The following is a 23770-nucleotide window of genomic DNA, read 5'->3' as shown; positions in this document are numbered from 1 at the left end:
CTTAAGGGGGGCTAGGGGGGATCGAGGCCTAATCGTCAAACAGCAGACCGGTATTACGTTTGACCTTAAGTTGACACCAATTGGCATTGCCGTTTCCCTACAGAAAACGCAAACCCAGAATTACGACATCTCTTTCAACGCCGTCAAGTTCGGCAACTTGTGGCAGATATCCCCACCGCTGAAAGCCAAATTTCTCAAACAATTTTACACTGGGCTGATTGTGAGCAAAAATTATTCCTATGAGAGTTTTAAGCTTCAATTCTGGACTCCGCACAATTGCCGATTGCAATAAATTTTGTCCGATTCCGCAGCGTTGGCGATCGGGTGCGACGTAGATGCTAACTTCTGCTGTATGCTGATAGGCAGCGCGTCCGTAGAAAATCTGAAAACTCAGCCAGCCAACAATATTTTGTTCTGATTCCATTACCCAAATCGGCCAGGAATTGGGAGAGTGTTCTCTGTACCACGGGAGGCGACTTTCGACTGAGACTGGTTTTAAATCTGCTGTGGCCATTCTGCCCGGTATTGCTGCGTTGTATATTTGAACAATTGCTGGCAAATCGCTTTCTTCTGCGTCGCGGATTTTCATCGTTGGGTTGAATGTTGACTGTTGACTGTTGACTGTTGACTGTTGACTGTTGACTGTTAACTAATGACTAATGGCTAATAACTAATAACTCTTGTACAGTTCCATAATATCGCTGACAGCCATTCTTGAATTTGCTCCCAAAGTCAGCGGCGATGTGTGTCCTCGCTGCAAGTGTTCTGCCGCCGCACAGCCAATCATTGCGGCGTTGTCTGTACAATATTTTAATGGCGGAAACAATACCCGCAAGTTGTGTTTTGCTGCTGCTGCTTGTAAGTGTTTTCGGAGTCCGCTGTTTGCTGCAACTCCCCCGCCGACTACAATAGTGGTAAGCCCGAAATTTACGGCACAGTCGATCGCTCTTTTTGTTAAACCCTTAGCTACAGTTTCCTGAAAGCTGGCCGCAATATCATTAATTGTAGGGGCAGGCAAGAATCCTTCCTCACCCACATTGTTATTTTGTTTTTTGAGTTTCTGCACTAATTGCAAAACTGCGGTTTTCAAGCCGCTAAAACTACTGTCGTAAGGATGATATCCGCCACCAGGCAAGGAAATTCTGCCTTCTGGTAGAGGGTATGCTTGGGGATTGCCAAGGCCGGCCAATTTGTCCATCAGCGGCCCGCCGGGATATCCTAGCTGTAACAATCTCGCGACTTTATCAAAAGCTTCGCCGGCGGCGTCGTCCCGTGTTTGTCCTACTGTTTCATAAACGCCGCAATCTTTGACGTAAATAAAGCTAGTATGTCCCCCGGAAACTAACAAACACAAAAACGGTGGCTGCAAGTCGGGTTCGGTAAGGTAAGAAGCGTAGATGTGCCCTTCGAGGTGGTGGACGCCTAAAAAAGGTTTTTGATGGACTATTGCCAAGCTTTTCGCCGCTGTCAGCCCAACTAACAATGCACCTACTAAACCGGGGGCACAAGTCGCTGCAATGCCGTCAATTTCTGACCAACTCAGGTTTGCTTCACTGAGACACTGGGCAATTACCTGATTGAGCATTTCTAGGTGACTCCGCGAAGCCACTTCCGGCACTACTCCGCCAAACTGCTCGTGGATTTTAATTTGTGATGCTACAACATTGCTGCAAACTTGACGATTCTTAACAATTGCTGCTGCTGTTTCGTCACAACTTGTTTCGATTGCGAAAATGGTTGCCATTAACTGGTAATTTTATTTGATAGGTTAGTTATTGCTAGCTTAACTAATTCGGCGCAAGTCCCCCGCTCTACCTGTACTCAGGTTATTGTTAAGGGATATTTGCCCGATCGACAGGTAAGGCCGTCATCGGATGCAATGAAGGAATATCCTCGCGGTATTGCTAGCTCAGCATTGACCTATGAAAACGGGAATCCCTCATTCTATTGGGCTTTGCCGCATCAATGATGGATACTTTACACTGTCAACAAACACGATCATCTGGATTCCAGATCGGCAAGTTGAAATGCTTGTACAAAAACTTATTGTTTTGTAACAAAAGGAAACAATTCCATGCGACGATTGTTTGCTGCAATTTTAGTGTTGAGTGTCTGGATCAGTTTTGCTCCAGTTGCTTCGGCTTACAATTTAGTGCCGTGCAAAGACTCTCCCGAATTCAAGGAACTGGCTAAAAATGCACGTTCTACCAATGGCGACCCCGCATCTGCGAAAGCAAGATTCGATCGCTATTCTCAAGCTATGTGCGGCCCGGAAGGATACCCGCACTTAATCGTAGACGGCAACTTGAGCAAAGCAGGGGACTTTTTGATTCCTAGCATACTGTTCTTGTATATCGCAGGTTGGATTGGTTGGGTAGGCCGTTCTTATCTGCAAGTTACCAAAAAATCAGCAACCCCAGAGGAAAAAGAGATTATTATCGACGTTCCTTTGGCAATCAAATGTATGCTGAGCGGCGTTTTATGGCCTCTGGCAGCTCTCACATCAATCACCAGCGGTGAAATGTTTGCGAAGGACGACGAAATTACTGTTTCCCCCCGCTAAAATTGGGAAATGGACAAGAGCTAATAGCTAAAAGTTAAGTAATTAACTAGAAATTAGCAATTAGCGCGCTAGACCGATCGGCAATTACCAACTGTCTCGAATTTTCAGGAGCAGAATTCATGCAATACTTTGTCAAGTTTCTTTCGACAGCACCAGTATTGGCTATCCTTTGGATATCTATTCAAGCTGCGGCTTTAATTGAATTTAACCGCTTTTTCCCCGACCTGCTTTTCCATCCGATGCCGTAAGATTTGAAGGAAATTAGGTTGGAAAACCTAGTAGGAAAAAGTTGAGAGTTTTGAGTTTTGAGTGATGAGTTACAGGTGAATTCAAAGCTCAAATATCAAAACTCTCACACCATACCAGTTCGTGCAAAACAGCGCCGAAATGGGTGAAACCCAAGGATCTAAACTATTTAGTTATCAAATTAGTTCCCAATGACTAATGACTAATGGCTAATGACTATTGACTATTGACTAATATTTTGAATCGATGAAGTCTTATCTCGCCGCAGCAATTCAAATGACTAGCTTGCCTGACCTGCAAAAAAATTTGGTTCAGGCAGAGGAATTAATCGACCTGGCAGTGCGTCAAGGTGCGGAGTTAGTTTCCTTACCAGAAAATTTCTCGTTTATGGGAGAAGAGGAGGAAAAAATTGCTCAAGCAGAGGCGATCGGACTCCAAAGCGAAAAATTCCTCAAAACGATGGCCCAGCGGTTCCAGGTAACGATTCTGGGCGGCGGATTTCCAGTGCCGACTCCAGGAGGGAAGGTATACAATACTTGTTTGCTGGTAGACCCAAACGGCACTGAAGTGGCAAGGTACAGAAAAGTACATTTGTTCGATGTGGATGTTCCCGACGGCATTACTTACAGGGAATCGAACACTGTGAAAGCTGGTGAAGATTTGCCACCTGTTTATGTGTCGCCGGATTTGGGGACGCTGGGACTTTCGGTGTGCTATGACGTGCGGTTCCCGGAAGTGTACAGGCATTTGTCGTACAAAGGGGCTGATATTTTGTTCGTGCCGGCGGCGTTTACCGCTTACACTGGCAAGGATCACTGGAAGGTTTTGTTGCAAGCTAGGGCGATCGAGAATACTTGTTATATGATCGCCCCCGCACAGACTGGCCGCCACTACGGCCGCCGTCAAACACACGGTCACGCGATGATTGTAGACCCTTGGGGTGCCGTTTTGGCGGATGCTGGAGAGGAACCGGGTGTGGCGATTGCAGAAATTAATCCCGATCGACTAGAACAAGTCCGCCGCCAGATGCCATCTCTGCAACACCGGGTTTTTCTGTGAATAAATTTTGGCACCCATTGGGTGTCAAAATTTCAGTCCCCGTCAGCGACAAGACCTGAAAAGTTTTTATTCGCTCAAGTAATTGTGTAGGTTCGTAGACAAAAAAACTTAGATGATGTGCGTGCGATCGACCAAAAAACCCCGGTTGTGGCGGGTTGACGCTGATCTAGGACGGATATTGTCGATCAGGCGTGACTAGGCGCCCCGACAGCTTAATATAGCCTTTCTTAGTAACATGAGGGAACCGACGTCGTGCATAGACCTCCGGGGGCATAGGCCTCCGTGGGCATACCTCACCACGCTTGAGAACCGCCATATATTGTTTTTTGCTGGAGTTGAACGGCAAATAACTCGCGATAAAATGTCTAAGGCAGGTTCAATGGGCGTCCACTTCTGCTAAAAGGCGAATGGGCAAAAGTAGAAGTACACGAAATGCGTCTTTTTGGAGAATTGACATCCACCCCGACCTGAAGGTACGGGGATTCCCAAACCTCACGATTTGAATTTCTGCTTCTTCGCAACTGCCTCCACCCTAAAAGAGATTTGGTCTTATGTTCGCTCCACAGACTAACCCCGCAAGCCCTGCGGTTTTTACGTGTCGAATACCAAACGGAATTCTTCGTAGTTTTGATTCTAGGGATGTTTACCATTGCCCTATCCTTTTTTCCCGGTCTACCGATTTTGCTTCGCCGCCAGCACAAGGCTGAACTTCGCTCGTATAGGCTGTTTGATCCATCGTCTCGGGTGGGTCGTTGACCAATTATATTGTAATATAAAGCCGTCCTAAAAGGACGAGGTTTCTACCCAATTTTCTGATGAAACACACTCTTTCGGTTTTAGTTGAAGATGAAGCGGGTGTCCTCACTCGAATTGCTGGTTTATTTGCCCGTCGGGGTTTTAATATTGAAAGTCTCGCCGTTGGCCCGGCGGAGCAAGTGGGAATATCTCGGATTACGATGGTTGTACCCGGAGATGACCAGATTATCGAGCAGTTGACCAAGCAACTGTACAAGTTGATTAACGTGCTTAAAGTTCAGGATATAACGGAAATTCCCTGTGTCGAACGGGAGTTGATGTTGCTGAAAGTTAATGCTGTTAGCGGGACGCGATCGGAGATAATTGAGTTAGCTCAAATTTTTAGAGCGCGAGTGGTGGATATTGGTGATGATACGCTGACATTGGAAGTTGTCGGAGATCCCGGTAAAATGGTGGCGATCGTCCAGGTTCTGAATAGATTTGGGATTAAGGAAATTGCTCGTACTGGGAAAATTGCCCTGACGCGGGAGTCGGGGGTAAATACTGAGTTTCTCAAGTCTTTGGAAGCGAAAGTTTAAGGAAGTTGACGGTTGACTGTTGACGGTTGACTGTTGACGGTTGACTGTTGACGGTTGACGGTTAACTTGTATTGGTCATTAATTAATTGTTGGCTATTAATTATTTAAAGCAGCTAATATGGAAAGCTTTCAACAGCTACAAGTTCATCAATTAGCTGAAAAAATATAAAATGAAATATGGTTTATTGTTAAAAAATGGGACGAGTTTACGAAGGATACGATGGGCAAACAAATAGTGCGATCGGCTGATATTGTTGGTGCTAATATTGCAGAAGGACATGGACGCTATAGCTGCCAAGATAATCAGCGTTTTGTGAAAATTGCCAGAGGCTCCTTAAACGAAACAAGACACTGGTTAAGACTTGCCTACGCTCGAAATCTTTTAACTCAAGAACAGATCGATCGCCTGCATCCCTTATTAAATGAACTTTCACCAAAACTTAATGCTTATCTTAACTCACTAAAACAAAAAGCCAAAGGTTAACAGTCAACAGTCAACAGTCAACAGTCAACAGTCAACAGTCAACAGTCCAATTACCATTTAGGTTGACTTGCTATCAAAAGTGTGGCTGCGATGCTGTCTATCGGCTTTGAGAAAAAGTATCCTTGTCCGTATTCGCATTGCAGCGCTCTGAGTAAATTAAGCTGTTCGATGGTTTCGATTCCTTCAGCAATTACATCCATGCCTAAATGACTGGCTAAAATTAAAATAGTCTGTACAATCGCTTCGTTGCCTTCATCTTCAGTCATGCGGCTGACAAAAGCTCGATCGATTTTTAAAGCATCAGTTGGAAAAGTGTGCAGGCGGCTCAAAGAAGAATAGCCAGTGCCGAAATCGTCAATATATAATTGAATTTCTAAATTTTTCAATTCCGCGAGGATAGCGACTGCTGATTCAGCATTCTCCATGATGACTCCTTCAGTAATTTCCACCTTTAAAGTGCGGGGGTCAAGCTGAGTTTCTTGTAAAATTTCGCGAATACGATCGATTAAATCCGGTTGTTTAAATTGTTGGTTAGAAAGGTTGACGCTGACAGTCAAGGGCGGATTGGCAGGGAATTTTTGGTGCCACTCGTGGATCTGATGACAAGCCGATCGCATCATCCACCAGCCCATAGGTATAATTAATCTAGTTTCTTCTGCTACTAAAATAAACTCGCCGGGAGATACGACACCCCGCTGCGGGTGATACCACCGGATCAGCGCTTCAAAACCGCTGATTTTACCGGTAACAAGAGAGACGATGGGCTGATAGTAAAGCTGAAATTCCTGGGAGTCTAAAGCGCGTCGCAGGTCGTTTTCCAGTTGCAAAAGGGCGACGGCGCGAGTGTGCATACTTAAGTCAAAAACTTCGTGGCGAGCTTTGCCCAATCCCTTAGCATGATACATGGCAGCATCTGCATCTCGGAGAAGTTCTTCAGGCCGATCGTACAACATGGACAACGGGACATTGGGAACAGGAGAGTCGGCAGATAAGCAAGACAAAGAAGTTTCCCGATCGATATTTCCCAGATTTTCGGGACTCGACAGTTTGCTGGTTTCCGTTGGATACGGAGGAACACCAGAACAAACAATCCCAATGCTAGCACTGGTAAAAACTTGATATTCGTTAAGGTAAAAAGGCTCTGCCAGTTCCGCTTGCACTCGTTCGGCAATCTGGATCGCATCCTCGGTGCTTTTGATATTTTCCAGCAAAATAGCGAATTCGTCGCCGCCGAGACGGGCAACGGTATCTCCAGCGCGCAAACAGATTCCCAGGCGCTGCGCGATCGCGATCAGCAACCGATCGCCCACTAAATGCCCCAAACTGTCGTTAACAACCTTAAAGCGATCAAGATCGATAAACAGCACCGCAAACAAAATCTCAGGACGGCGTTTTGAAAGATCGATCGCGTGCCCCAAGCGATCCATAAATAAAGATCGGTTGGGCAAACCGGTTAGCATATCGTGCAAAGCATCGTGTACTAACTTATCTTCTGCTATTTTGCGGAGAGTAATATCTTCGACAGTACCTTCGTAGTAAAGTAAATTTCCGTCAGGGTCGCGAACTGCCCGACCGTTCTCCGAAACCCAGATAGTAGTGCCGTCAGCGCGGTAAACTTGGGACTCAAACTCAGACACAAAACCGTGTTTTTCGATCGTGCGCAAAAACTCGACGCGGCGGTTGGGATCGAGGTAAAGTTGGCGGTCTATGTCTTGGATGTTCGCGATCAATTCGGCGGCCGACTCGTAGCCGTAAATTCTCGCCAAAGCAGGGTTAGCGCTGAGGTAGCGTCCGTCGGGCGTTGTCTGAAAAATGCCTTCGATCGCATTTTCAAAGATACTGCGGTATTTCTCTTCCGCCTGTTGCAGCGCGAATTCTGCCTGCTTGCGATCGCTGATATCGGTCAACGTGCCGAGATAGCCTAGAACTTCCCCACTTTTGGTCATTTCTGGCACTGCTTGCCAAAATACCCAGGTTGTGAAGTCACCGTTGCAAAAGCGGTACTCTAGCTTACAGGGCAACTTGTCTGTGACAGCGCGATACCACTGGCTCAAAACACGCTCGCGGTCTTCGGGATGCAAACTTTGCGCCCAACCTTCGCCTAGTGCCTTTGGCGCAGTCAGTCCCGCCATCTCCAAAAATCGCTCATTGACGTACAAGCAATCTCCAGCAGCGTCGGCGCGGAAAATCCCGACAGGCAGTATTTTTGCCAAGGTGTAATAGCGATATTCGCTTTCTAGCAGCGCGCTGGCAGCTACTTTAGTCTCTGTGATGTCAAACATTGCTCCTTGAAGGATGACACACTTGCTTGCTTCATCGCGAACTGCGGTCGCTTGATCGCGGAACCAGACGACTCGGCCGTTGCGGGCGATCGCACGGTATTCTGAAACCAGCGACCCCTCGCAGAAGATATCTTCTCCATCGCTGAATTTTTGTGTAGCGTTTTCAACTAACACGCGGTCACGGTCTTCTGGGTGAACGAGTTTCAGCCACAGGTCGGGATCTGCTCTCCATTCAGCTACAGAATAACCTAGAAAAGTCTCGATTTGCGGGCTGATGTAAAGTTTGGCAGCCTTGCGGTTGAGGGGAGAAATGTAGGTGACAGCGGGCATTTGTTCTACCAGGGCGCAGTATTTCGCTTCTACAGTGGACAATGCTGCTTCTAGACGCTGCCGCTCTAATTCAGCGGCGGCCCGTCCGGCAAAGATGCTGAGAATTAATCGGAATTTGGCAAGATGTGCTTCCACCAGGGGTTGATCGTGAAAAATACAAATAATGCCTAAAGGTTCGCCGTAAGAGTTTTTCAGCAAGACTCCCAGGAAACTGCGCGCACCTGTAACTACTGGTCTGCGGTCTTCTGGAAAGGTTTCCCAGAGGTTGTCGGGACAGGAATACATTCCCGCCTCCAGCACCCGCGCTTCGGGAGTATTGGCGGTGTCGCACTCAAAGTTTGGCTGCTGCTGTCCGTCGCTCCAAAAACTGATAACTTGCAATCTATCAGCAGCAGCATCGGTGCGTGGCTTCGACTTAATCGATTTGGCAGCGACGGCGGTGCGAACTCCGAGTGCTGAGGCTAAGTGGCAAACTAAGGCATCAAAGAATTCTGCCCCCCCTGGCGAATCAGTACCTGCTAGGATTTCGCCCAGCAAATCTTCCTCTAATTGCGCGAAACGATTAACTTTGGGAGGATTCTCGGCATTCGGGCGATCGAGATTGTCTCCCATCGAACCCGAAATGCTCAGACTTAGGATTTTGCTGGTTCCCGGCCTCAAAAGAGGCGAAGAATTCACAGTTAGGCGCTGTTGCTGGGCGAAGAATACAGCGCGGCCCATACCTAAAACTTTACCCAAGAAGCTGTCAGTTGCCGGCCACTGATTTGAGTTGGGGAAAATCAAAAAGTTTTTCCGCATTTTCAATCCCGCAGATAAATCGTCGGGCTTTAATTCTGCCAACTGCCGTTGCTCGCGGGCTAGCGGTAGACTAGATGGCCTTCGGTGCCACTTGAGATAAATCGCGGACACCACGGCTAAAGTCGCCAATAATCCCAGAAGATATGCAAAAATTTCAAAGTAAAAAAATAAATCTAGCTCGAACATCGATTAGCACCGCTCGACAATTATTGTAGTTATCTGAAGCCAATCTATTTAAAAATAACTAAGTATCGTCACGGATGGGTAACGAATACAAGGTAGGATCGCAGGTGAAAGCGACAACAGAGTTAACACCCATGATGAAAGCGATCGTTTTTCAAACCCCCGGAAGCCCGTCCGTATTGAAACTGCAAAATATCCCCGCCCCTACTATACAAACAGAAACTGAAGTTTTGGTGCGGTTGCGAGCGGCAGGTATCAATCCGATAGATACTAAGTTACGATCGCGCGGCACTTTTTACCCCGAGAAAACTCCTCACGTTTTGGGGTGCGACGGTGCGGGAGTCGTAGAGGCTGTCGGTGCTGGTGTACAAAGTTTCCAAGTGGGAGACGAGGTTTTTTTCTGCAATGGCGGTTTGGGCGGGTCGATCGGTACTTATGCTGAGTTTGCCGTTGTAGACCAACGCTTTCTCGCCCTCAAGCCTGCTGCTTTAAGTTTTGCCGAGGCGGCGGCGGCACCGTTAGTTTTAATTACAGCTTGGGAATCGCTGTACGATCGAGGGCGCTTGCAAGCCGGCCAGGTGTTATCAAAGAAGGTGCTGATTCAAGCTGGTGCCGGCGGTGTCGGCCACGTCGCGGTACAGTTGGCGAAGTTGCAGGGGGCAGAGGTCTGCACGACTGTTAGTTCTGAGGAAAAAGCCAATTTTATCAAGCACCTAGGTGCAGATTCAGTTATTTTATACAAAAATACCAATGTTGTCGATGAGGTTTTGACTTGGACTCAAGGACAAGGAGTTGATTTGGCTTTCGATACAGTCGGGGGAGAAACTTTTTACCAAACTATTCCGGCTGTGAAGATTTATGGAGATTTGGTAACAATTTTGGAACCCGATCCGGCTTTGGGCAATTTGAAAACAGCGAGAATGCGGAATCTGCGAATTAGTCTGGAATTAATGTTGACACCGATGCTGGAAGGTTTGGTGGAGGAACAGGAACAGCAGGCTCATATTTTGCAGAAGTGTGCTCGTTTGTGCGATCGCAACTTGCTAAAAATTCACGTCAGCAAAACTTTCCCTCTCGAAGAAGCGCAAGCCGCTCACGAACTGTTAGAAACAGGCTCAGTAACCGGTAAAATAGTGCTTGAAATTGGGGGTTAAAAATGCGGATGCTTAAATAAATAAGAAATTCACAACTGATATCATGCCCGGTCGAGGAACCGCGATTTTTGTAGGGGCGAGTTCACCAAGAATACCTGCCAATAATTGACAATCTCAAAAACTCGCTCGCCCCGACCGGGATATTATGATTAATCGATCGGACATGATATGAAATTATTGGATAGAAAAGTGCAAAATCCTCGTTAATAATTTTGAGAGAGTTCTGGCTAATTAGACGACCAAGGTGAATCTTCGTTTTATATCAAATCCGTTGGCATCGGAATCATTCATCTGTCTCTTCCGTTTCTCTGTATCCTCTGCGCCCTCTGCGGTTTAATCATTCCACCACCGGAATTCATATTATTAGGCTGATGATTAAAAAGCTGGCAGCCTAAAAGATATCAAATCGGTTCTATAAACAAGAGCGAAAACCGCATAGGGAAAATGCCACTGTCGATCGAGAAATTTGAAGATCAACTGCTGAAGTTGACACGACGAAAGGCACGGCCGCGTACCCTAATTGGGGGTAACTAACGGCGATTTACTTGTAACCAAATTTCCAGCGTCACCAGCAGCCACAACTTCAGCCCATAGCGGGGAAAAACTTCCCCACGATAGTTTAGCCACTCGCGGATTAGTGTTTGATCGAGGTAAGGCGCGATCGCCGCATGACGATTCAGCAACAACGATCGCGCTTGTCGCTGCCAATCCCTCAAAAACCACTGCTGCATCGACATCACCATGCCGCTTTTCGGACGGTTGACAATGACATCGGGCAGCAAATCCGCCACAGCAGCTTTGAGAACCGCTTTTTCCTGCGCGCCCGAAAGCTTATATTCTGGCGGAATTTGCAAACTCAGTGCCACCATCCGCGCATCGAATAGGGGCGATCGAGCTTTTAGTCCCGCCGCAGCCGTGAGATTATTCACCTTGGTCAAAATGTAATCGGCTCCTTTAAACTCAATGTTGAGCCGCATCAGCCGATTCAAAAACGTCGTTTCTGTCTGTTGCAATTCTTCAGCAAAGACGGAAGGCGCATTCTTCACCTTTTCCCAAACCTCCGGCTTCAGCAAACGTGGCAAATCCACATAGCATTTCTGAAACGAAGTCAAGTAAGCTGCGATCGGATCTGGTTTACCCTGAATCGAACCATACAAACTGTTGAGTAACATCGGCTTATTTTTCGGCCCGCCAAAGCACGGATCGCCGCCTTCGCCATTGAGTACCACGTCTGCAAATTGCTTTGCCGATCGCCCCAACAGCAAATTGGGAACCGTCAAGCCTTCCCCCACTGGATCATCCATCGCCGCCAGCGTTTCCGGTAGCAACTCCCAAATTTGCTGTGGCGAAACTTCCAAAACGTGGTGATCAGTGCCACAATGTGCTGCGACGATGTTGGCAAATTCAATCTCGCTGGGATATTGAGCGCCAAAGTGCATCGAGAAAGTGTGTACCGGACGATCGTGCAACCTTGTGGCGATCGCGGCGACACAACTTGAGTCTATCCCGCCCGAAAGATATGCTGCGACTGGTTCTCCCGCTGGTAGCGCTTCCTGCACCAGTTGTTCCAAAAGCGATCGCACTTGTTGACTATGCCATTCCAAAGGGCGATCGGCGTTAGTAATTTGCTCCTGTGGCTGCCAGTATCTCTGCGCCTCAATATCCGGTAAGTACAGGTAGCTACCGGGCCGCAACTCTCGCACGGCTTCCCACAGCGTTTGTGCTCCGGGTACAAATGCACAGCACAAGTAGTCGCGCAAAGCAACTAAATCAAGTTCTCGATCGTGATACGGATTGAGCGATCGCAGTCGAGGCGCGATCCAGCGAGTCGTTCCTGCACGGGTGTAATAGAGCGTTTTGGCTCCCACGCGATCGCGCCCCAGACACAAGGTTTGCTCGTCTCGATCCCACACTGCAAGGGCAAATTTTCCTGACAGCAAGCTCAAAGTTTGAGGGCCTGACTGTTCCCATAGCCGCCCGACGATCGCCAAATCGGTCAATCCCTCGGTATCAATCTGTTGTTTGAGCATTGGGGTGCGATCGAAGCAGCAGTCACCTACGAGCACAAATCGCTGATTGGGGCTGAAGGTGGGTTCAGCTCCGATTATGGCAAAACCGGAAGTTTCCCAAGTTGCAGGGTGCGATCGGGCTTCTGTGCCCCAAGCAATGACCCAATTCGGGTTAATCAACTTCTGATTTTGCATCGATTTAGTTATACTAATTCTCAAATTTTATGCAACAGTAGCTGGTAGGGTGCGTCGCCACCCTTAATATCGTTTCCGGTTGTATCGGAATGATTTAACCGCAGAGGGCGCAGAGAACGCAGAGGGAGAGAATACAGAGAGGAATAATTCCGATGCTACCGGATTTGATATAACTCCTTACTCGCATAGCTAAATCTCGCAGCGACGCACCGGTGCATACAGGGCGACAGTCAACAAACTCAACACTCATGATAGTTGCAAGAGGAAAGGAGAATTGGTATTAAATTAAAAAATGTTTGAAAGCAGCTTATAAATCAATCTAAAAATAGCTGTGCCAGCGATCGCACCCAAAGCACCCAACCATCCCACAAACAACACGCCAGTGATCGGAGAATTCGGATAAATCGCAAGTGCCGCCGTCTGTAAAGCCGGGAAAAACCACAGCAAAGCCACAGTACCTGCACCAATAATCAACATCTCAGTTTGTTCGATCGCCCTGCGGTACTGGCCGTAAATCAAACCCGCCACAATCATCCCCAACAATCCGATACTCAAGCCCGGAGACGGCAGCAAACTCGTCAGGGCGATCGCCAGCACCCCCGCCTCAAAACCCGTAAACGCCGCCCCCGACAAAACCTCCCAAATCGAAAAAGTCGCTCTCTGCGAAGGTTGCAGCCCTCCGGGAGGTGTTGCAGGAACCCGTACAGGAGGCTGCTGAGTCGGTGGTAGCTGCTGAGTCGGTAGGGGAGTCGGAGTCCGTAGGGTCGGTGGCTGCACGACGATGTTAGGCTGTTGAGGCCCAGACATCAGAGCCGCTTCCACCTCACTCGCAGATTGAAAACGCTGACTGGGAGCTGATAATAACATTCGATCGAGAACGTGAGCCAAACGCGAACTTACCTGCACCCGCGACTGCCAATTCCACTCGTTTCTGTAACTATCAAAAAGCTCCGTCGGCTGCAAACCACTCAGCAAAGTAATACAAGTCACAGCCAAAGCATACAAATCCGTTGCCGGATAAACTTCTTGCCCGCTCATCTGTTCTGGCGGAGCGTAACCCAAAGAATAAATGCCCGTCGAAGCTTTTGGACTCCCAACACTTTGTGTTACTTGTTTAACAGCCCCAAAATCTAATAAATAAAGCCGACCGTTTTTACCCCGCATAATATTAGCAGGTTTAATATCCCGGTGAATCGAACCGCGAGAGTGCACAAAATCGAGAACCTTCAAAATTTCCCGTAGCACCTCCACCGTTTCCGCCTCCGAAAACTTGCCTTTAACAGCTAGTTCATCCTCCAAATTTTGACCGTCAATAAATTCTTGAACCAGATAGAAAAACTGATCGTTTTTTCCCGGCTGCAAACTCGTAACAGTCAGCTCAAAAAAAGCCAGCAAACTCGGAATTTGGGAATGTTCGTTTCCCAGTTCTTCCAGCACCGCCGCTTCCCGTTCAAAAAGAGTTTGAGCGATTTTTAGCTGGGGCGGAGTCAGACTTACCGACGGCTGCAAAAGTTTAGCAACGCACTGCCGCATCGCCGGAGTATCCCGGTCTCTGGCCAAAAACGCCGCCCCAAAACCGCCTTGACCCAACAACCTCACGGGCAAATAGCGGCCCCTCAAAATCAGGGGCATCCCGCAAGCCGTGCAAAACTTTTGCTGCACCGTTTTCAGCAGCGCACTGTCATTGAGGTCGGGAAAATAGTTTTGAGGGCGCGGGCAGCCCGGTCGGGTGCAGTAAACTTCCATTTTTGTTTGGTAGTAAGAAGAAGGAAGAGGGAAAAAGGAAGAGGGAAGAGGGAAGAAAAAGTGATTGTTAAATCAGATTTCGATTTCTCAACTAACCGCGAACTGCTAACTGCCAGCGACCTAAGAGATTAACTTCCCGCCGAGTTGGGAGTTCCTATTTCTATGAATCCCAAATCGAGCACTGGGGGTTCTTTCTTCTCCGGGATGGTCGAATAAGTAGCAAATTGGGGCAAAATTTCATTGCTGAAAGCCTCTGCTGCTTTAGAACGGTAGCGGTTGGGGTTGTAAATCAGCGACAAAATGCGAGTTACCAAAACTTCATCCATTTGAGATTTGTGCAAGACGCCCATGAGCAACTCTTTTTCGATCGCCGAAACCGAGACAAAAGCAGCTCCCAGCCCCGACTGAACGGCATTTTTAATGGCTTCGATCGAATTTAGTTCCATCTCTATTTTCAAGCGGCGCGTGTCTATGCCGCAGCGAGTCAGTACCTGATCGATTACTTTGCGGATCGTAGACTGCGAATCGAGGGATATAAACTGCAATTTGTAAAGGTCTTCTTTTTGGATAGTTTCTTGTTGTACCATCGGGTGAGACGGAGGAAGAATCAGAGCTAGTTCGTCCTCAGCGTAAGGAACAATTTCTAAAGCTTCTACAAGTTCGGTAGGAATTTCTCCGCCAACAATTGCCAAATCGATTTGCCCGTTTGCCACACTCCACGCCGTGCGGCGGGTCGAGTGAACGTGAAGCTGTACTGCTACATCCGGGTACTTTTGGCGAAACATCCCAATCATCCGCGGCAGCAAATAGGTTCCCGTTGTTTGAGAAGCGCCGACGATCAAAGTACCGCCTTGGAGATTTTGCAAGTCTTCCAGAGCCCGACAAGTTTCTTGGCAAAGCGATAAAATTTTCTCGCCGTAACTCAGCAGCAGGTGTCCGGCTTCGGTCAGTTGAGCCCGCCGCCCCCCCCGGTCAAACAGCGGCACGTCCAACTGTCTCTCTAAGTTTTGCACCTGCAAGCTAACTGCTGGCTGGGATACATAGAGGCTGTCCGCGGCGCGTTTGAAGCTTCCTTCAGAGGCGATCGCCTTGAGAATGCGTAACTGGTCTAAAGTGAAAGGAAGGTCAGACATATATCTAAATTGTCAGTTGTCAGTTGTCAGTTGTCAGTTGACGGTTGACGGTTGACTGTAGGCAGCGAACAGCAAACAGCGAACAGTCAACAGCGAACAGTCAACAGCGAACAGCGAACAGTCAACAGCGAACAGTGAACAGTTAACTGACTGATAACCGCTGAATGCTCCCATAGATACTTTGTGACACAAATTGGCCGAGAATCAATAACTTTTCTTAATATTTGCAATGACGATCGACTTGGCGCTCGACTCCCACTTAGTTATTCTGGGCTTGTTACTGGTTTTTGCGATCGCCCACAGCGGTTTAGCAGCCCTCCGGCCCAAAGGTGAAAAGCTAATCGGGCCGAGACTTTATCGCGTTTTGTTTGCCCTTGTCAGTTTGCCGCTAGCCGTCATTCTGATTGTCTACTTTTTCAACCACCGCTACGACGGCGTACAGCTTTGGCAAGTACAGGGAGTACCCGGAGTTAAACCGGCAGTTTGGATACTTTCGGCAATTTCCTTCCTGTTTCTGTACCCAGCAACTTTTAACCTCCTAGAAATTGCCGCCGTCCAAAAGCCCCAAGTTCACCTCTACGAAACTGGCATCATTCGCATCACCCGTCACCCGCAAATGGTGGGACAGGTGATTTGGTGCGTGGCCCACACCCTGTGGATTGGCACTAGCTTTACCCTCGTCACTTCCATCGGTTTGGTACTTCACCACCTGTTCGGAGTGTGGCACGGCGACAGGCGGCTTCAGGCTCGTTTTGGAGAATCCTTTGAAACCATCAAATCTCGAACCTCAATAATTCCATTTTTGGCAATCCTACAAAAGCGCCAAACCCTTGATTTGCTAGAGTTTCTGCGTCCTTCCTACGTAGGTGTAGTCATTTTTACTGGTTTGCTGTGGAAAATTCATCCTTTTTTGATGCGTGTAACTAGGAACATATACTGGTAGCATGATCCCTAGGATAGAAAAAAAATTATTAAATTTTGAGGGATCATGGTGTTGTCGGTTAGCGAACGCACTTTTGCACAAGAGGTATTTCAAGCCTCTACCCCCGTTTTAGTTCACTTTTCGGCTCCTTGGTGCGGTTTGTGCCGCGCGATCGACCCCACGCTTAAGACTTTTGAAGCACAGTGGGCAGAAAAAGTCAAGCTCGTAGGGGTGAATGCCGATCAATGTTTCAAGTTGGCCCACACTTACCGGCTGACAAGTCTGCCCACGCTGATTTTGTTTGAGGGCGATAAAGTTCGATTTAGATTTGAAGAGTACCAAGGGCGGGAGGAACTGCGGCGGACTCTGGATTCCTGGATGCTCGCGGCTCACGTAGCTTCCCCATCTCAACGGCTGCAACTTCAGGAAGTAGCCAACCGGTAAGGGTTCCAAGGCATTCGGCTCTTGTTGAGAAGGTCTTCGGCTTTATGTCGGAAGCAGAAGGCTTTCCCCATTTTTCCATCAAGCATCTGACACCAAAATAAATCTCGCCGTCTTGAACGCACAGGACTGTGAGATTTGTCGTATAGTTTCCGTTTTCACCGGAATAATAATTTTCGGCCTTTAGTGTAATCGTCTGGCGATAAAGAAAGTAGTACGATCGTCTCGCTGGCGATGGCACTCGGCTATAACAATACTTAAAGAATTGGATCGAGTATTTTGGCCCAGTCGCGCAGGCGTGTGCCACAATTTGTAAAGAATTGTGGCAATATCTAGTAGAAACTTTAAACTACCTATCAGTCATGGAACTGCTTTATCAATACGCTTGGCTGATTCCAGTCCTGCCACTGGCAGGCGCAATGCTAGTAGGTCTAGGCTTAATCACCTTTAATCAGGCAACCAACAAACTCCGACAAGCGAATGCGATATTAATCGTCTCCGCACTCGGAGGGTCAATGGTACTCTCTTTCGCATTGCTGTGGAGTCAACTACAGGGCCACGCACCCTACACCCGCACTATTCAGTGGGCTTCTGCAGGCGACTTCTCGCTGAATATGGGCTATATTATCGACCCCCTGACGGCGGTAATGCTGGCGATCGTAACCACGGTCGCCTTTTTGGTGATGATTTACACCGACGGCTACATGGCTCACGATGACGGGTACGTGCGCTTTTACGCATACCTGAGCATCTTCAGCGCCTCGATGTTGGGTCTCGTAATCAGCCCGAACATCGTTCAGATTTACATTTTCTGGGAACTCGTAGGTATGTGTTCATACCTGCTAGTCGGATTTTGGTACGATCGCAAACCCGCTGCTGACGCTTGCCAAAAAGCTTTTGTCACCAACCGCGTCGGCGACTTCGGCCTACTGCTGGGCATCCTCGGCATTTACTGGGCCACCGGCAGCTTTGAATTTGAAGTGATGGGCGAACGCCTGCACTCGTTAGTCGAATCCGGTGCTCTTTCGGCGACTCTGGCGACAATCTTCGGCGTCCTCATATTTTTGGGGCCAGCAGCCAAATCCGCTCAATTCCCCCTCCACGTCTGGCTGCCAGACGCAATGGAAGGCCCGACACCGATTTCGGCCTTAATCCACGCCGCGACAATGGTAGCCGCCGGCGTATTCCTGATCGCTCGGATGTACCCGGTGTTTGAAGGGCTGCCGGCAGTCATGAATTTGATCGCCTGTACCGGCTGTTTTACGGCATTTATGGGTGCTTCGATCGCGATTACCCAAAATGACATCAAAAAAGGCTTAGCCTACTCCACCATCTCCCAACTCGGCTACATGGTGATGGCAATGGGCGTCGGCGCTTACAGTGCCGGACTTTTCCACTTGATGACTCACGCTTATTTCAAAGCGATGCTGTTCCTGTGTTCTGGTTCAGTCATTCACGGGATGGAAGCAGTTGTAGGCCACAACCCCGCTCTCGCTCAAGATATGCGAGTCATGGGCGGCTTGCGGAAATATATGCCGATTACCGCTTCTTGCTTTTTAATCGGAAATTTGGCAATCTGCGGAATTCCGCCGTTTGCTGGTTTTTGGTCAAAAGACGAAATCCTTGCCAGCGCCTTCGCAGCAAATCCCGCTCTGTGGGCTGTTAGCTGGCTGACGGCCGGGATGACCGCGTTTTATATGTTCCGGATGTATTTCAGCACCTTTGAGGGCGAATTCCGGGGGAATGACAGCGCCATCAAACAGCAACTTCTGCAACCGGGTTTGGTTTTCGGCCCCGGAGCGATGAATGTTAAGGAATTGGCACCAACTGGCGACAGTCACGATGAGCACGACCATTTGCCTCACGAATCTCCTCTGACAATGGCTCTGCCGTTAGTGTTGCTGGCAGTACCTTCTGTATTTATCGGTTTTCTCGGTACGCCGTTTGCCAATTATTTCGAGCAGTTTGTTCGCGCTCCTGGTGAGTCTCTTGAAGAAGTTTTGGAACACGCTGCTGAGTTCAATTTGACGGAATTTCTAATCATGGGCGGAAGCTCTGTAGGTATTGCTTTGCTGGGCATTACTTTGGCTTCTCTGATGTATTTGAGCCGTAAAATTGATGCTGGGGCGATCGCCCAAAAAATCAAACCGCTTTACGAGTTCTCCCTCAACAAGTGGTATCTCGACGATATCAACGATTTTCTCTTTGTCAAAGGCAGCCGCCGTTTAGCGCGGCAAGTCATGGAAGTGGATTTGCGAGTCGTCGATGGTGTAGTCAACTTAACAGGGTTTATCACCCTGGTTAGCGGCGAAGGTTTGAAATACTTTGAGAGCGGTCGCGCTCAATTTTATGCCCTGATTGTGTTTGTCGCAGTTCTGGGTTTTGCGATCGTTTCTGGAGTCAGTTAAATCTGTAGGCAGAGGGCATGGTTCCAAGCGTGTCAACTTAATGTCAAACCGACCCTATCTCTTGTTTGTCTCGAAGTCTAGATCCCCCTTAACCCCCCTTGATAAGGGGGGAACAAGAGTATTCTCTCAAAGTCAACCCCTAATCCCCTTCTTAAGGGGGATTTAGGGGGGTCTCAACTGGGCAAGCAACGAAAGATACAAAAGTTTTTAGGGTTAATTTGACACGCTTTGGGCATTGCCGTATCCCCACAAGGAGATACTTTTAGAAATGGTATTATCTCAATAACTCACCATTGACAATTAGCAAATAGAAATAAATATTTAATTAAACTTAACAGTTGCGATCGCATAATTTGTCCAAATAATAGCAAAAAAAAATGTTCCGTCTAAAGAAAGTATAAAATTTAGGCCAAAATTGGCAAAATGTGTTTAAACCTAATAACTGATGGATCATTTTAAAACGCAATGGATACAGCTAACTTTCCTTGGTTAACAACAACAATTCTGTTTCCCATTGCTGCGTCCTTGCTGATTCCTTTAATTCCCGATAAGGATGGCAAGACGGTGCGGTGGTATGCCCTAATTGTGGGTTTAATCGATTTTGCCCTACTTGTTTACGCTTTTTACACTCAGTACGACTTCAGCAATCCAGATTTGCAACTGGTAGAAAGCTATACTTGGGTGCAGCAACTCGATTTGAATTGGTCTGTGGGTGCTGACGGTTTATCGATGCCGCTGATTTTGCTGACTGGTTTTATTACTACGCTGGCTACTTTAGCTGCTTGGCCGGTCACATTTAAACCGAAGCTATTTTACTTTTTGATGCTGACAATGTACGGCGGCCAAATCGCAGTTTTTGCCGTACAGGATATGTTGCTGTTTTTCCTAGTTTGGGAACTGGAATTAGTCCCGATTTACCTGATTTTGTCAATCTGGGGCGGCAAGAAGCGCCTCTACGCAGCAACTAAGTTTATCCTATACACCGCAGGCGGTTCGCTGTTTATTTTGCTGGGCGCGCTAACGATGGCGTTTTACGGCGATACGGTGACTTTCGATATGCGGGCGATCGCAGCTAAAGATTATGCCCCCACTGTAGAATTGCTCCTGTATACAGGTTTCTTAATAGCTTACGGCGTCAAACTGCCAATTTTTCCGCTGCACACTTGGCTTCCTGACGCTCACGGGGAAGCAACCGCACCCGCCCATATGTTGCTAGCAGGAATTCTGCTAAAAATGGGCGGCTACGCTTTGCTGCGGATGAATGCGGGAATGCTCCCGGATGCTCACGCTGTCTTCGCACCCATCTTGGTAATTTTGGGTGTGGTAAATATTGTTTACGCGGCATTAACTTCTTTTGCTCAGCGCAATTTGAAGCGGAAAATTGCTTATTCTTCGATTTCGCACATGGGGTTTGTGCTGATTGGGATAGCTTCGTTTACCGATTTGGGAACTAGCGGTGCAATGCTGCAAATGGTTTCCCACGGTTTGATCGGGGCGAGTTTGTTCTTTATGGTGGGTTGCACTTACGATCGCACTCATACGCTCATGCTCGACGAAATGGGCGGTGTAGGACAGAAAATGCGTAAGGTTTTCGCGATGTGGACTGCTTGTTCTATGGCTTCTTTGGCTTTGCCGGGAATGAGCGGTTTTGTAGCAGAATTGATGGTGTTTGTAGGTTTTGCAACCAGCGATGCTTACAACCCGGTGTTTAAGGTTTGCGTGGTATTTCTCGCTGCTGTCGGGGTGATTTTGACTCCGATTTATCTGCTGTCGATGCTGCGGGAGATTTTCTACGGGCCTGAAAATAAGGAATTGTCGGAACACGAAGAATTGGTGGATGCAGAACCGCGAGAAGTGTTTATTATTGCGGCGCTGTTAGTGCCGATTATTGGCATTGGTTTGTATCCGAAGATGCTGACTCAGGTTTATGATGCGACTACTGTACAGTTGACTGCAAAGTTGCGGGATTCTGTGCCGTCGCTTGTGGCTAAGGCTGCTGCGGATAAAACTCTGTCTTTGCGCGCACCGGCGATCGAGCCGAGCAAGTTGTAATTTAAACTGGATTTAAAAAGGAAACCCCCAAACTTTATTTTTAAAATGGTTTGGGGGTTTTCTATATACCGGATCGAAGTAAATCGATTAGATTGGGATTTTTCAACCGCAGATTTTAGCAGATAAACACAGATGAACGCTGATGTGATTTTCAGTATTGTCGCTCCTCAAAAAGCATAAAAGAGCATGATAGGCTATATTCGATGTTGCAATTGCAATATAATTAATAGCTGGGAAACATAAAAAGTTCTAGCCTAAGAGGGAGAAGGAAAAATGAGTGACGACATACTTGGCTCGAAAGATGCGGTCGTGCTCTCAGCGGAAAGCGTGAATAGCGATGATATCCGCGCGACGATCCAATCAAATATTGACTTTGTGAATGCACTATTTGAAGAGCTTCTGAATCTGTCAGAAATTTCTCACGACGCACTCCTCAGTTACTACGTTGATTACTACCTCGGGCAGGTGAATAATGGCGGTTTTGCTCAGTTTGTCTATAACACAAGGTGGCAGCCTGCGGTCATCGCGCTAGTTAAAGAAGGCATTGAGCAAATCGGCGCGACACAACATACCGATCTTTTTGCAAAAGGAGAGGCGCTGGTTACAGCAGGAAAGACAAAGTTAGCATCGTTCTTTTCGAGTGCGTTATTCGGCGAAAATGCTGAGAGAGACAGGCTAAATGGCATAAATGAGGACTTTTATTCGATCGCACAAGAGGAAAGTCTCGAACGATTAAATGCTAACTGGTTAAAAGCGCGCCCCGGTCTGATTGTTGTACCAGAAGATCGAATCCAACAGGAAGTCACTCGACGAGTATTGAGTATTTCCGATCGCGAGGCCCGGCTCGCCCAGACCCGTGCTGCGGAGCCGAGATACATTAAACTGATACGAGCCTTGTGCGATGCAGCCGGCCATACGCTTGAGCGCGTTACGGCAGGCGATACTATGAATGAGTACGGTGGCAAAAGAATACTCGCTTGGCACTTTATTACTGACAATGGGCATCACTTCATGGTGGAGGCTGACGGGAAGGCAATGATGTTTTCTGGAAAGTCCAAGGAACAGATTGCAGAGCTGGTAGTGGTATAACTATGCAGCCAAATTAATAGTTAGGTTGAGGCACTATCTTTTTTAGTCTTAATTGTTCTTATTTCTATATTTGCTAGAATAAAAGGGAATACTAACCGAACTGCAAAGCGTTATTGTTATGCCAAGAGTGCGATCTTTGTTAAGGGCGATAGAAGTGTTAGACCGCAACTACAGTATAATTAATAGTTATGCGGTGTGAGTTATCTTTTCAGGCATAATTGTAAGGTTACTGGTGGATAATGAAGATTTATGAGCTATTCAGACGCATTTTCACCCAACTACATTACTGCACGAGAGCGATTTCGATCAGCATCTTCATCTTTGGGTTATCAGCAGACAGCCTATCCAATTGACCAGCTTAGTCCAACTGGTGAAGAATTAACTATTGATGTGGCGATCGGTGGTTCTTCCAACCCACGACGATGTGTAGTCATTTCTAGTGGCTTGCATGGAGTAGAAGGCTTTATGGGCTCTGCAATTCAACTTACATTGTTAGAAAATCACCAACTTCTCACATCCTTGTCACCTGATATTAAAGTTGTACTTATTCATTCTCTGAATCCTTATGGTTTTGCCTGGCGACGACGTTGGAATGAAAACAACATAGATTTAAATCGTAACTTTTTGTTGCCAGAAGAAGTTTTTGAGGGCAGCCCCAAAGATTATCCTAAATTCAATTCTTTTCTCAATCCAACTTCACCTCCATCACGATTTGAACCTTATATGATTCAAGCTCTCTGGCTGATATTGAGATATGGAATGACGAGTTTGAGAAACACTTTTCCTGTAGGGCAATACGATTTTCCAAAGGGGCTTTTTTTTGGCGGTCATGCTGCATCCAAAACTCAAGAGATTCTAGCTAGCAATTTGCCCCAATGGATTGGTAATGCTTGTGAGGTAGTGCATATTGATTTCCACACAGGTTTAGGACGCTGGGGAACTTATAAGCTTTTGCTTGACGCATCTGCAACATCAGAATCTTGTTCAAGACTAGCTCAACGATTTGGAGCAGAAACAATAGAACCGAACAGTACAGAAGGTGTGTCATATCCACTTCGCGGTGGATTAAAAACTTGGTGCCAAGCTCTTCTACCAGAGTGTCGCTATGATTTACTAACCGCAGAATTTGGCACTTACTCAACGATTCAAGTCTTGAAGGCATTGCGGGCGGAGAATCGTGCTTACTGGTGGGGTAAGTCACACCAGAACTATGAATGGACAAAACACCAGTTGGTAGAAATGTTTGCACCCATATCTCGTAAGTGGCGAGAACAATGCTTAACTCAAGGACTTGATCTTTGTAAACGAGCCTTGATTGACTGAAGGAGTTGCGACGGTCAGC

Annotated in this window: 18 protein-coding genes; 12 read left to right on the top strand and 6 right to left on the bottom strand. The window is 47.4% G+C overall.

Going from position 1 to position 23770, the window contains the following annotated elements:
- Window positions 1-97: 97 nt before the first annotated feature.
- Window positions 98-589 carry an N-acetyltransferase family protein gene (locus QUB44_RS01340; protein ID WP_333362134.1) on the bottom strand — a complete coding sequence of 164 codons (492 nt, stop codon included), beginning with the start codon at window positions 587-589 and terminating at the stop codon, window positions 98-100.
- A gap of 81 nt (window positions 590-670) precedes the next feature.
- Entirely contained in the window at window positions 671-1744 is a 1074-nt protein-coding gene (gene tsaD, locus QUB44_RS01335) for a tRNA (adenosine(37)-N6)-threonylcarbamoyltransferase complex transferase subunit TsaD (RefSeq protein WP_333362131.1), read from the bottom strand.
- Between the two features lie 330 nt (window positions 1745-2074).
- On the opposite strand from tsaD, the gene QUB44_RS01330 reads away from it, so the two are divergent.
- The 5 genes from QUB44_RS01330 to QUB44_RS01310 all read left to right on the top strand — a co-directional run bounded on the left by QUB44_RS01330 (window position 2075) and on the right by QUB44_RS01310 (window position 5686).
- Window positions 2075-2563: a Photosystem I reaction center subunit III gene (locus QUB44_RS01330; protein ID WP_333037176.1), complete on the top strand. Its 489-nt coding sequence runs from the start codon at window positions 2075-2077 to the stop codon at window positions 2561-2563.
- Between the two features lie 119 nt (window positions 2564-2682).
- Window positions 2683-2811 carry a photosystem I reaction center subunit IX gene (gene psaJ / locus QUB44_RS01325; protein ID WP_333037175.1) on the top strand — a complete coding sequence of 43 codons (129 nt, stop codon included), beginning with the start codon at window positions 2683-2685 and terminating at the stop codon, window positions 2809-2811.
- A gap of 244 nt (window positions 2812-3055) precedes the next feature.
- Complete coding sequence (locus QUB44_RS01320) at window positions 3056-3868, top strand: carbon-nitrogen hydrolase family protein (protein ID WP_333159546.1); 813 nt, start codon at window positions 3056-3058, stop codon at window positions 3866-3868.
- Window positions 3869-4683: 815 nt separating this feature from the next.
- Window positions 4684-5202 carry an acetolactate synthase small subunit gene (ilvN, locus tag QUB44_RS01315; protein WP_333362128.1) on the top strand — a complete coding sequence of 173 codons (519 nt, stop codon included), beginning with the start codon at window positions 4684-4686 and terminating at the stop codon, window positions 5200-5202.
- 220 nt (window positions 5203-5422) lie between these two features.
- Entirely contained in the window at window positions 5423-5686 is a 264-nt protein-coding gene (locus QUB44_RS01310; protein ID WP_445299855.1) for a four helix bundle protein, read from the top strand.
- Between the two features lie 50 nt (window positions 5687-5736).
- Here the strand turns inward: QUB44_RS01310 and QUB44_RS01305 are convergent, their stop codons facing one another.
- Complete coding sequence (locus QUB44_RS01305; protein ID WP_333362125.1) at window positions 5737-9282, bottom strand: EAL domain-containing protein; 3546 nt, start codon at window positions 9280-9282, stop codon at window positions 5737-5739.
- 134 nt (window positions 9283-9416) lie between these two features.
- Here QUB44_RS01305 and QUB44_RS01300 point away from each other — a divergent pair, with 134 nt between their 5' ends.
- Window positions 9417-10433, top strand: a complete 1017-nt coding sequence (locus QUB44_RS01300) for a zinc-dependent alcohol dehydrogenase family protein (RefSeq protein ID WP_333362191.1) — start codon at window positions 9417-9419, stop codon at window positions 10431-10433.
- A 530-nt stretch (window positions 10434-10963) separates the two neighbouring features.
- On the opposite strand, the gene QUB44_RS01295 is transcribed toward QUB44_RS01300, so the two are convergent.
- From QUB44_RS01295 to QUB44_RS01285, 3 genes are all read right to left on the bottom strand, one after another.
- Window positions 10964-12637 carry an asparagine synthase-related protein gene (locus QUB44_RS01295; protein ID WP_333362122.1) on the bottom strand — a complete coding sequence of 558 codons (1674 nt, stop codon included), beginning with the start codon at window positions 12635-12637 and terminating at the stop codon, window positions 10964-10966.
- A gap of 285 nt (window positions 12638-12922) precedes the next feature.
- The gene (locus QUB44_RS01290) at window positions 12923-14383 is read right to left on the bottom strand and encodes a serine/threonine-protein kinase (protein ID WP_333362119.1); all 1461 of its coding nucleotides are present in this window, start codon (window positions 14381-14383) and stop codon (window positions 12923-12925) included.
- A 128-nt stretch (window positions 14384-14511) separates the two neighbouring features.
- The gene (locus tag QUB44_RS01285; RefSeq protein ID WP_333362115.1) at window positions 14512-15516 is read right to left on the bottom strand and encodes a LysR family transcriptional regulator; all 1005 of its coding nucleotides are present in this window, start codon (window positions 15514-15516) and stop codon (window positions 14512-14514) included.
- 229 nt (window positions 15517-15745) lie between these two features.
- Here QUB44_RS01285 and QUB44_RS01280 point away from each other — a divergent pair, with 229 nt between their 5' ends.
- The 6 genes from QUB44_RS01280 to QUB44_RS01255 all read left to right on the top strand — a co-directional run bounded on the left by QUB44_RS01280 (window position 15746) and on the right by QUB44_RS01255 (window position 23751).
- Window positions 15746-16459 carry an NnrU family protein gene (locus tag QUB44_RS01280; RefSeq protein WP_333362113.1) on the top strand — a complete coding sequence of 238 codons (714 nt, stop codon included), beginning with the start codon at window positions 15746-15748 and terminating at the stop codon, window positions 16457-16459.
- A 45-nt stretch (window positions 16460-16504) separates the two neighbouring features.
- Complete coding sequence (locus tag QUB44_RS01275) at window positions 16505-16882, top strand: thioredoxin family protein (protein ID WP_333159561.1); 378 nt, start codon at window positions 16505-16507, stop codon at window positions 16880-16882.
- A 359-nt stretch (window positions 16883-17241) separates the two neighbouring features.
- The gene (locus tag QUB44_RS01270) at window positions 17242-19287 is read left to right on the top strand and encodes an NAD(P)H-quinone oxidoreductase subunit 5 (RefSeq protein ID WP_333362188.1); all 2046 of its coding nucleotides are present in this window, start codon (window positions 17242-17244) and stop codon (window positions 19285-19287) included.
- A gap of 465 nt (window positions 19288-19752) precedes the next feature.
- Window positions 19753-21339, top strand: a complete 1587-nt coding sequence (gene ndhD1 / locus QUB44_RS01265) for a photosynthetic/respiratory NAD(P)H-quinone oxidoreductase subunit D1 (RefSeq protein WP_445299854.1) — start codon at window positions 19753-19755, stop codon at window positions 21337-21339.
- Window positions 21340-21612: 273 nt separating this feature from the next.
- Window positions 21613-22428, top strand: coding sequence for a DMP19 family protein (locus QUB44_RS01260; RefSeq protein ID WP_333362110.1), 816 nt, complete (start codon window positions 21613-21615; stop codon window positions 22426-22428).
- A 249-nt stretch (window positions 22429-22677) separates the two neighbouring features.
- The gene (locus QUB44_RS01255; protein ID WP_333362107.1) at window positions 22678-23751 is read left to right on the top strand and encodes a M14 family metallopeptidase; all 1074 of its coding nucleotides are present in this window, start codon (window positions 22678-22680) and stop codon (window positions 23749-23751) included.
- Window positions 23752-23770: the final 19 nt, after the last annotated feature.

Source organism: Microcoleus sp. AT3-D2 (assembly GCF_036705715.1).
Lineage (GTDB): Bacteria > Cyanobacteriota > Cyanobacteriia > Cyanobacteriales > Microcoleaceae > Microcoleus.
This window is presented reverse-complemented; position numbering and strand designations above follow the sequence as displayed.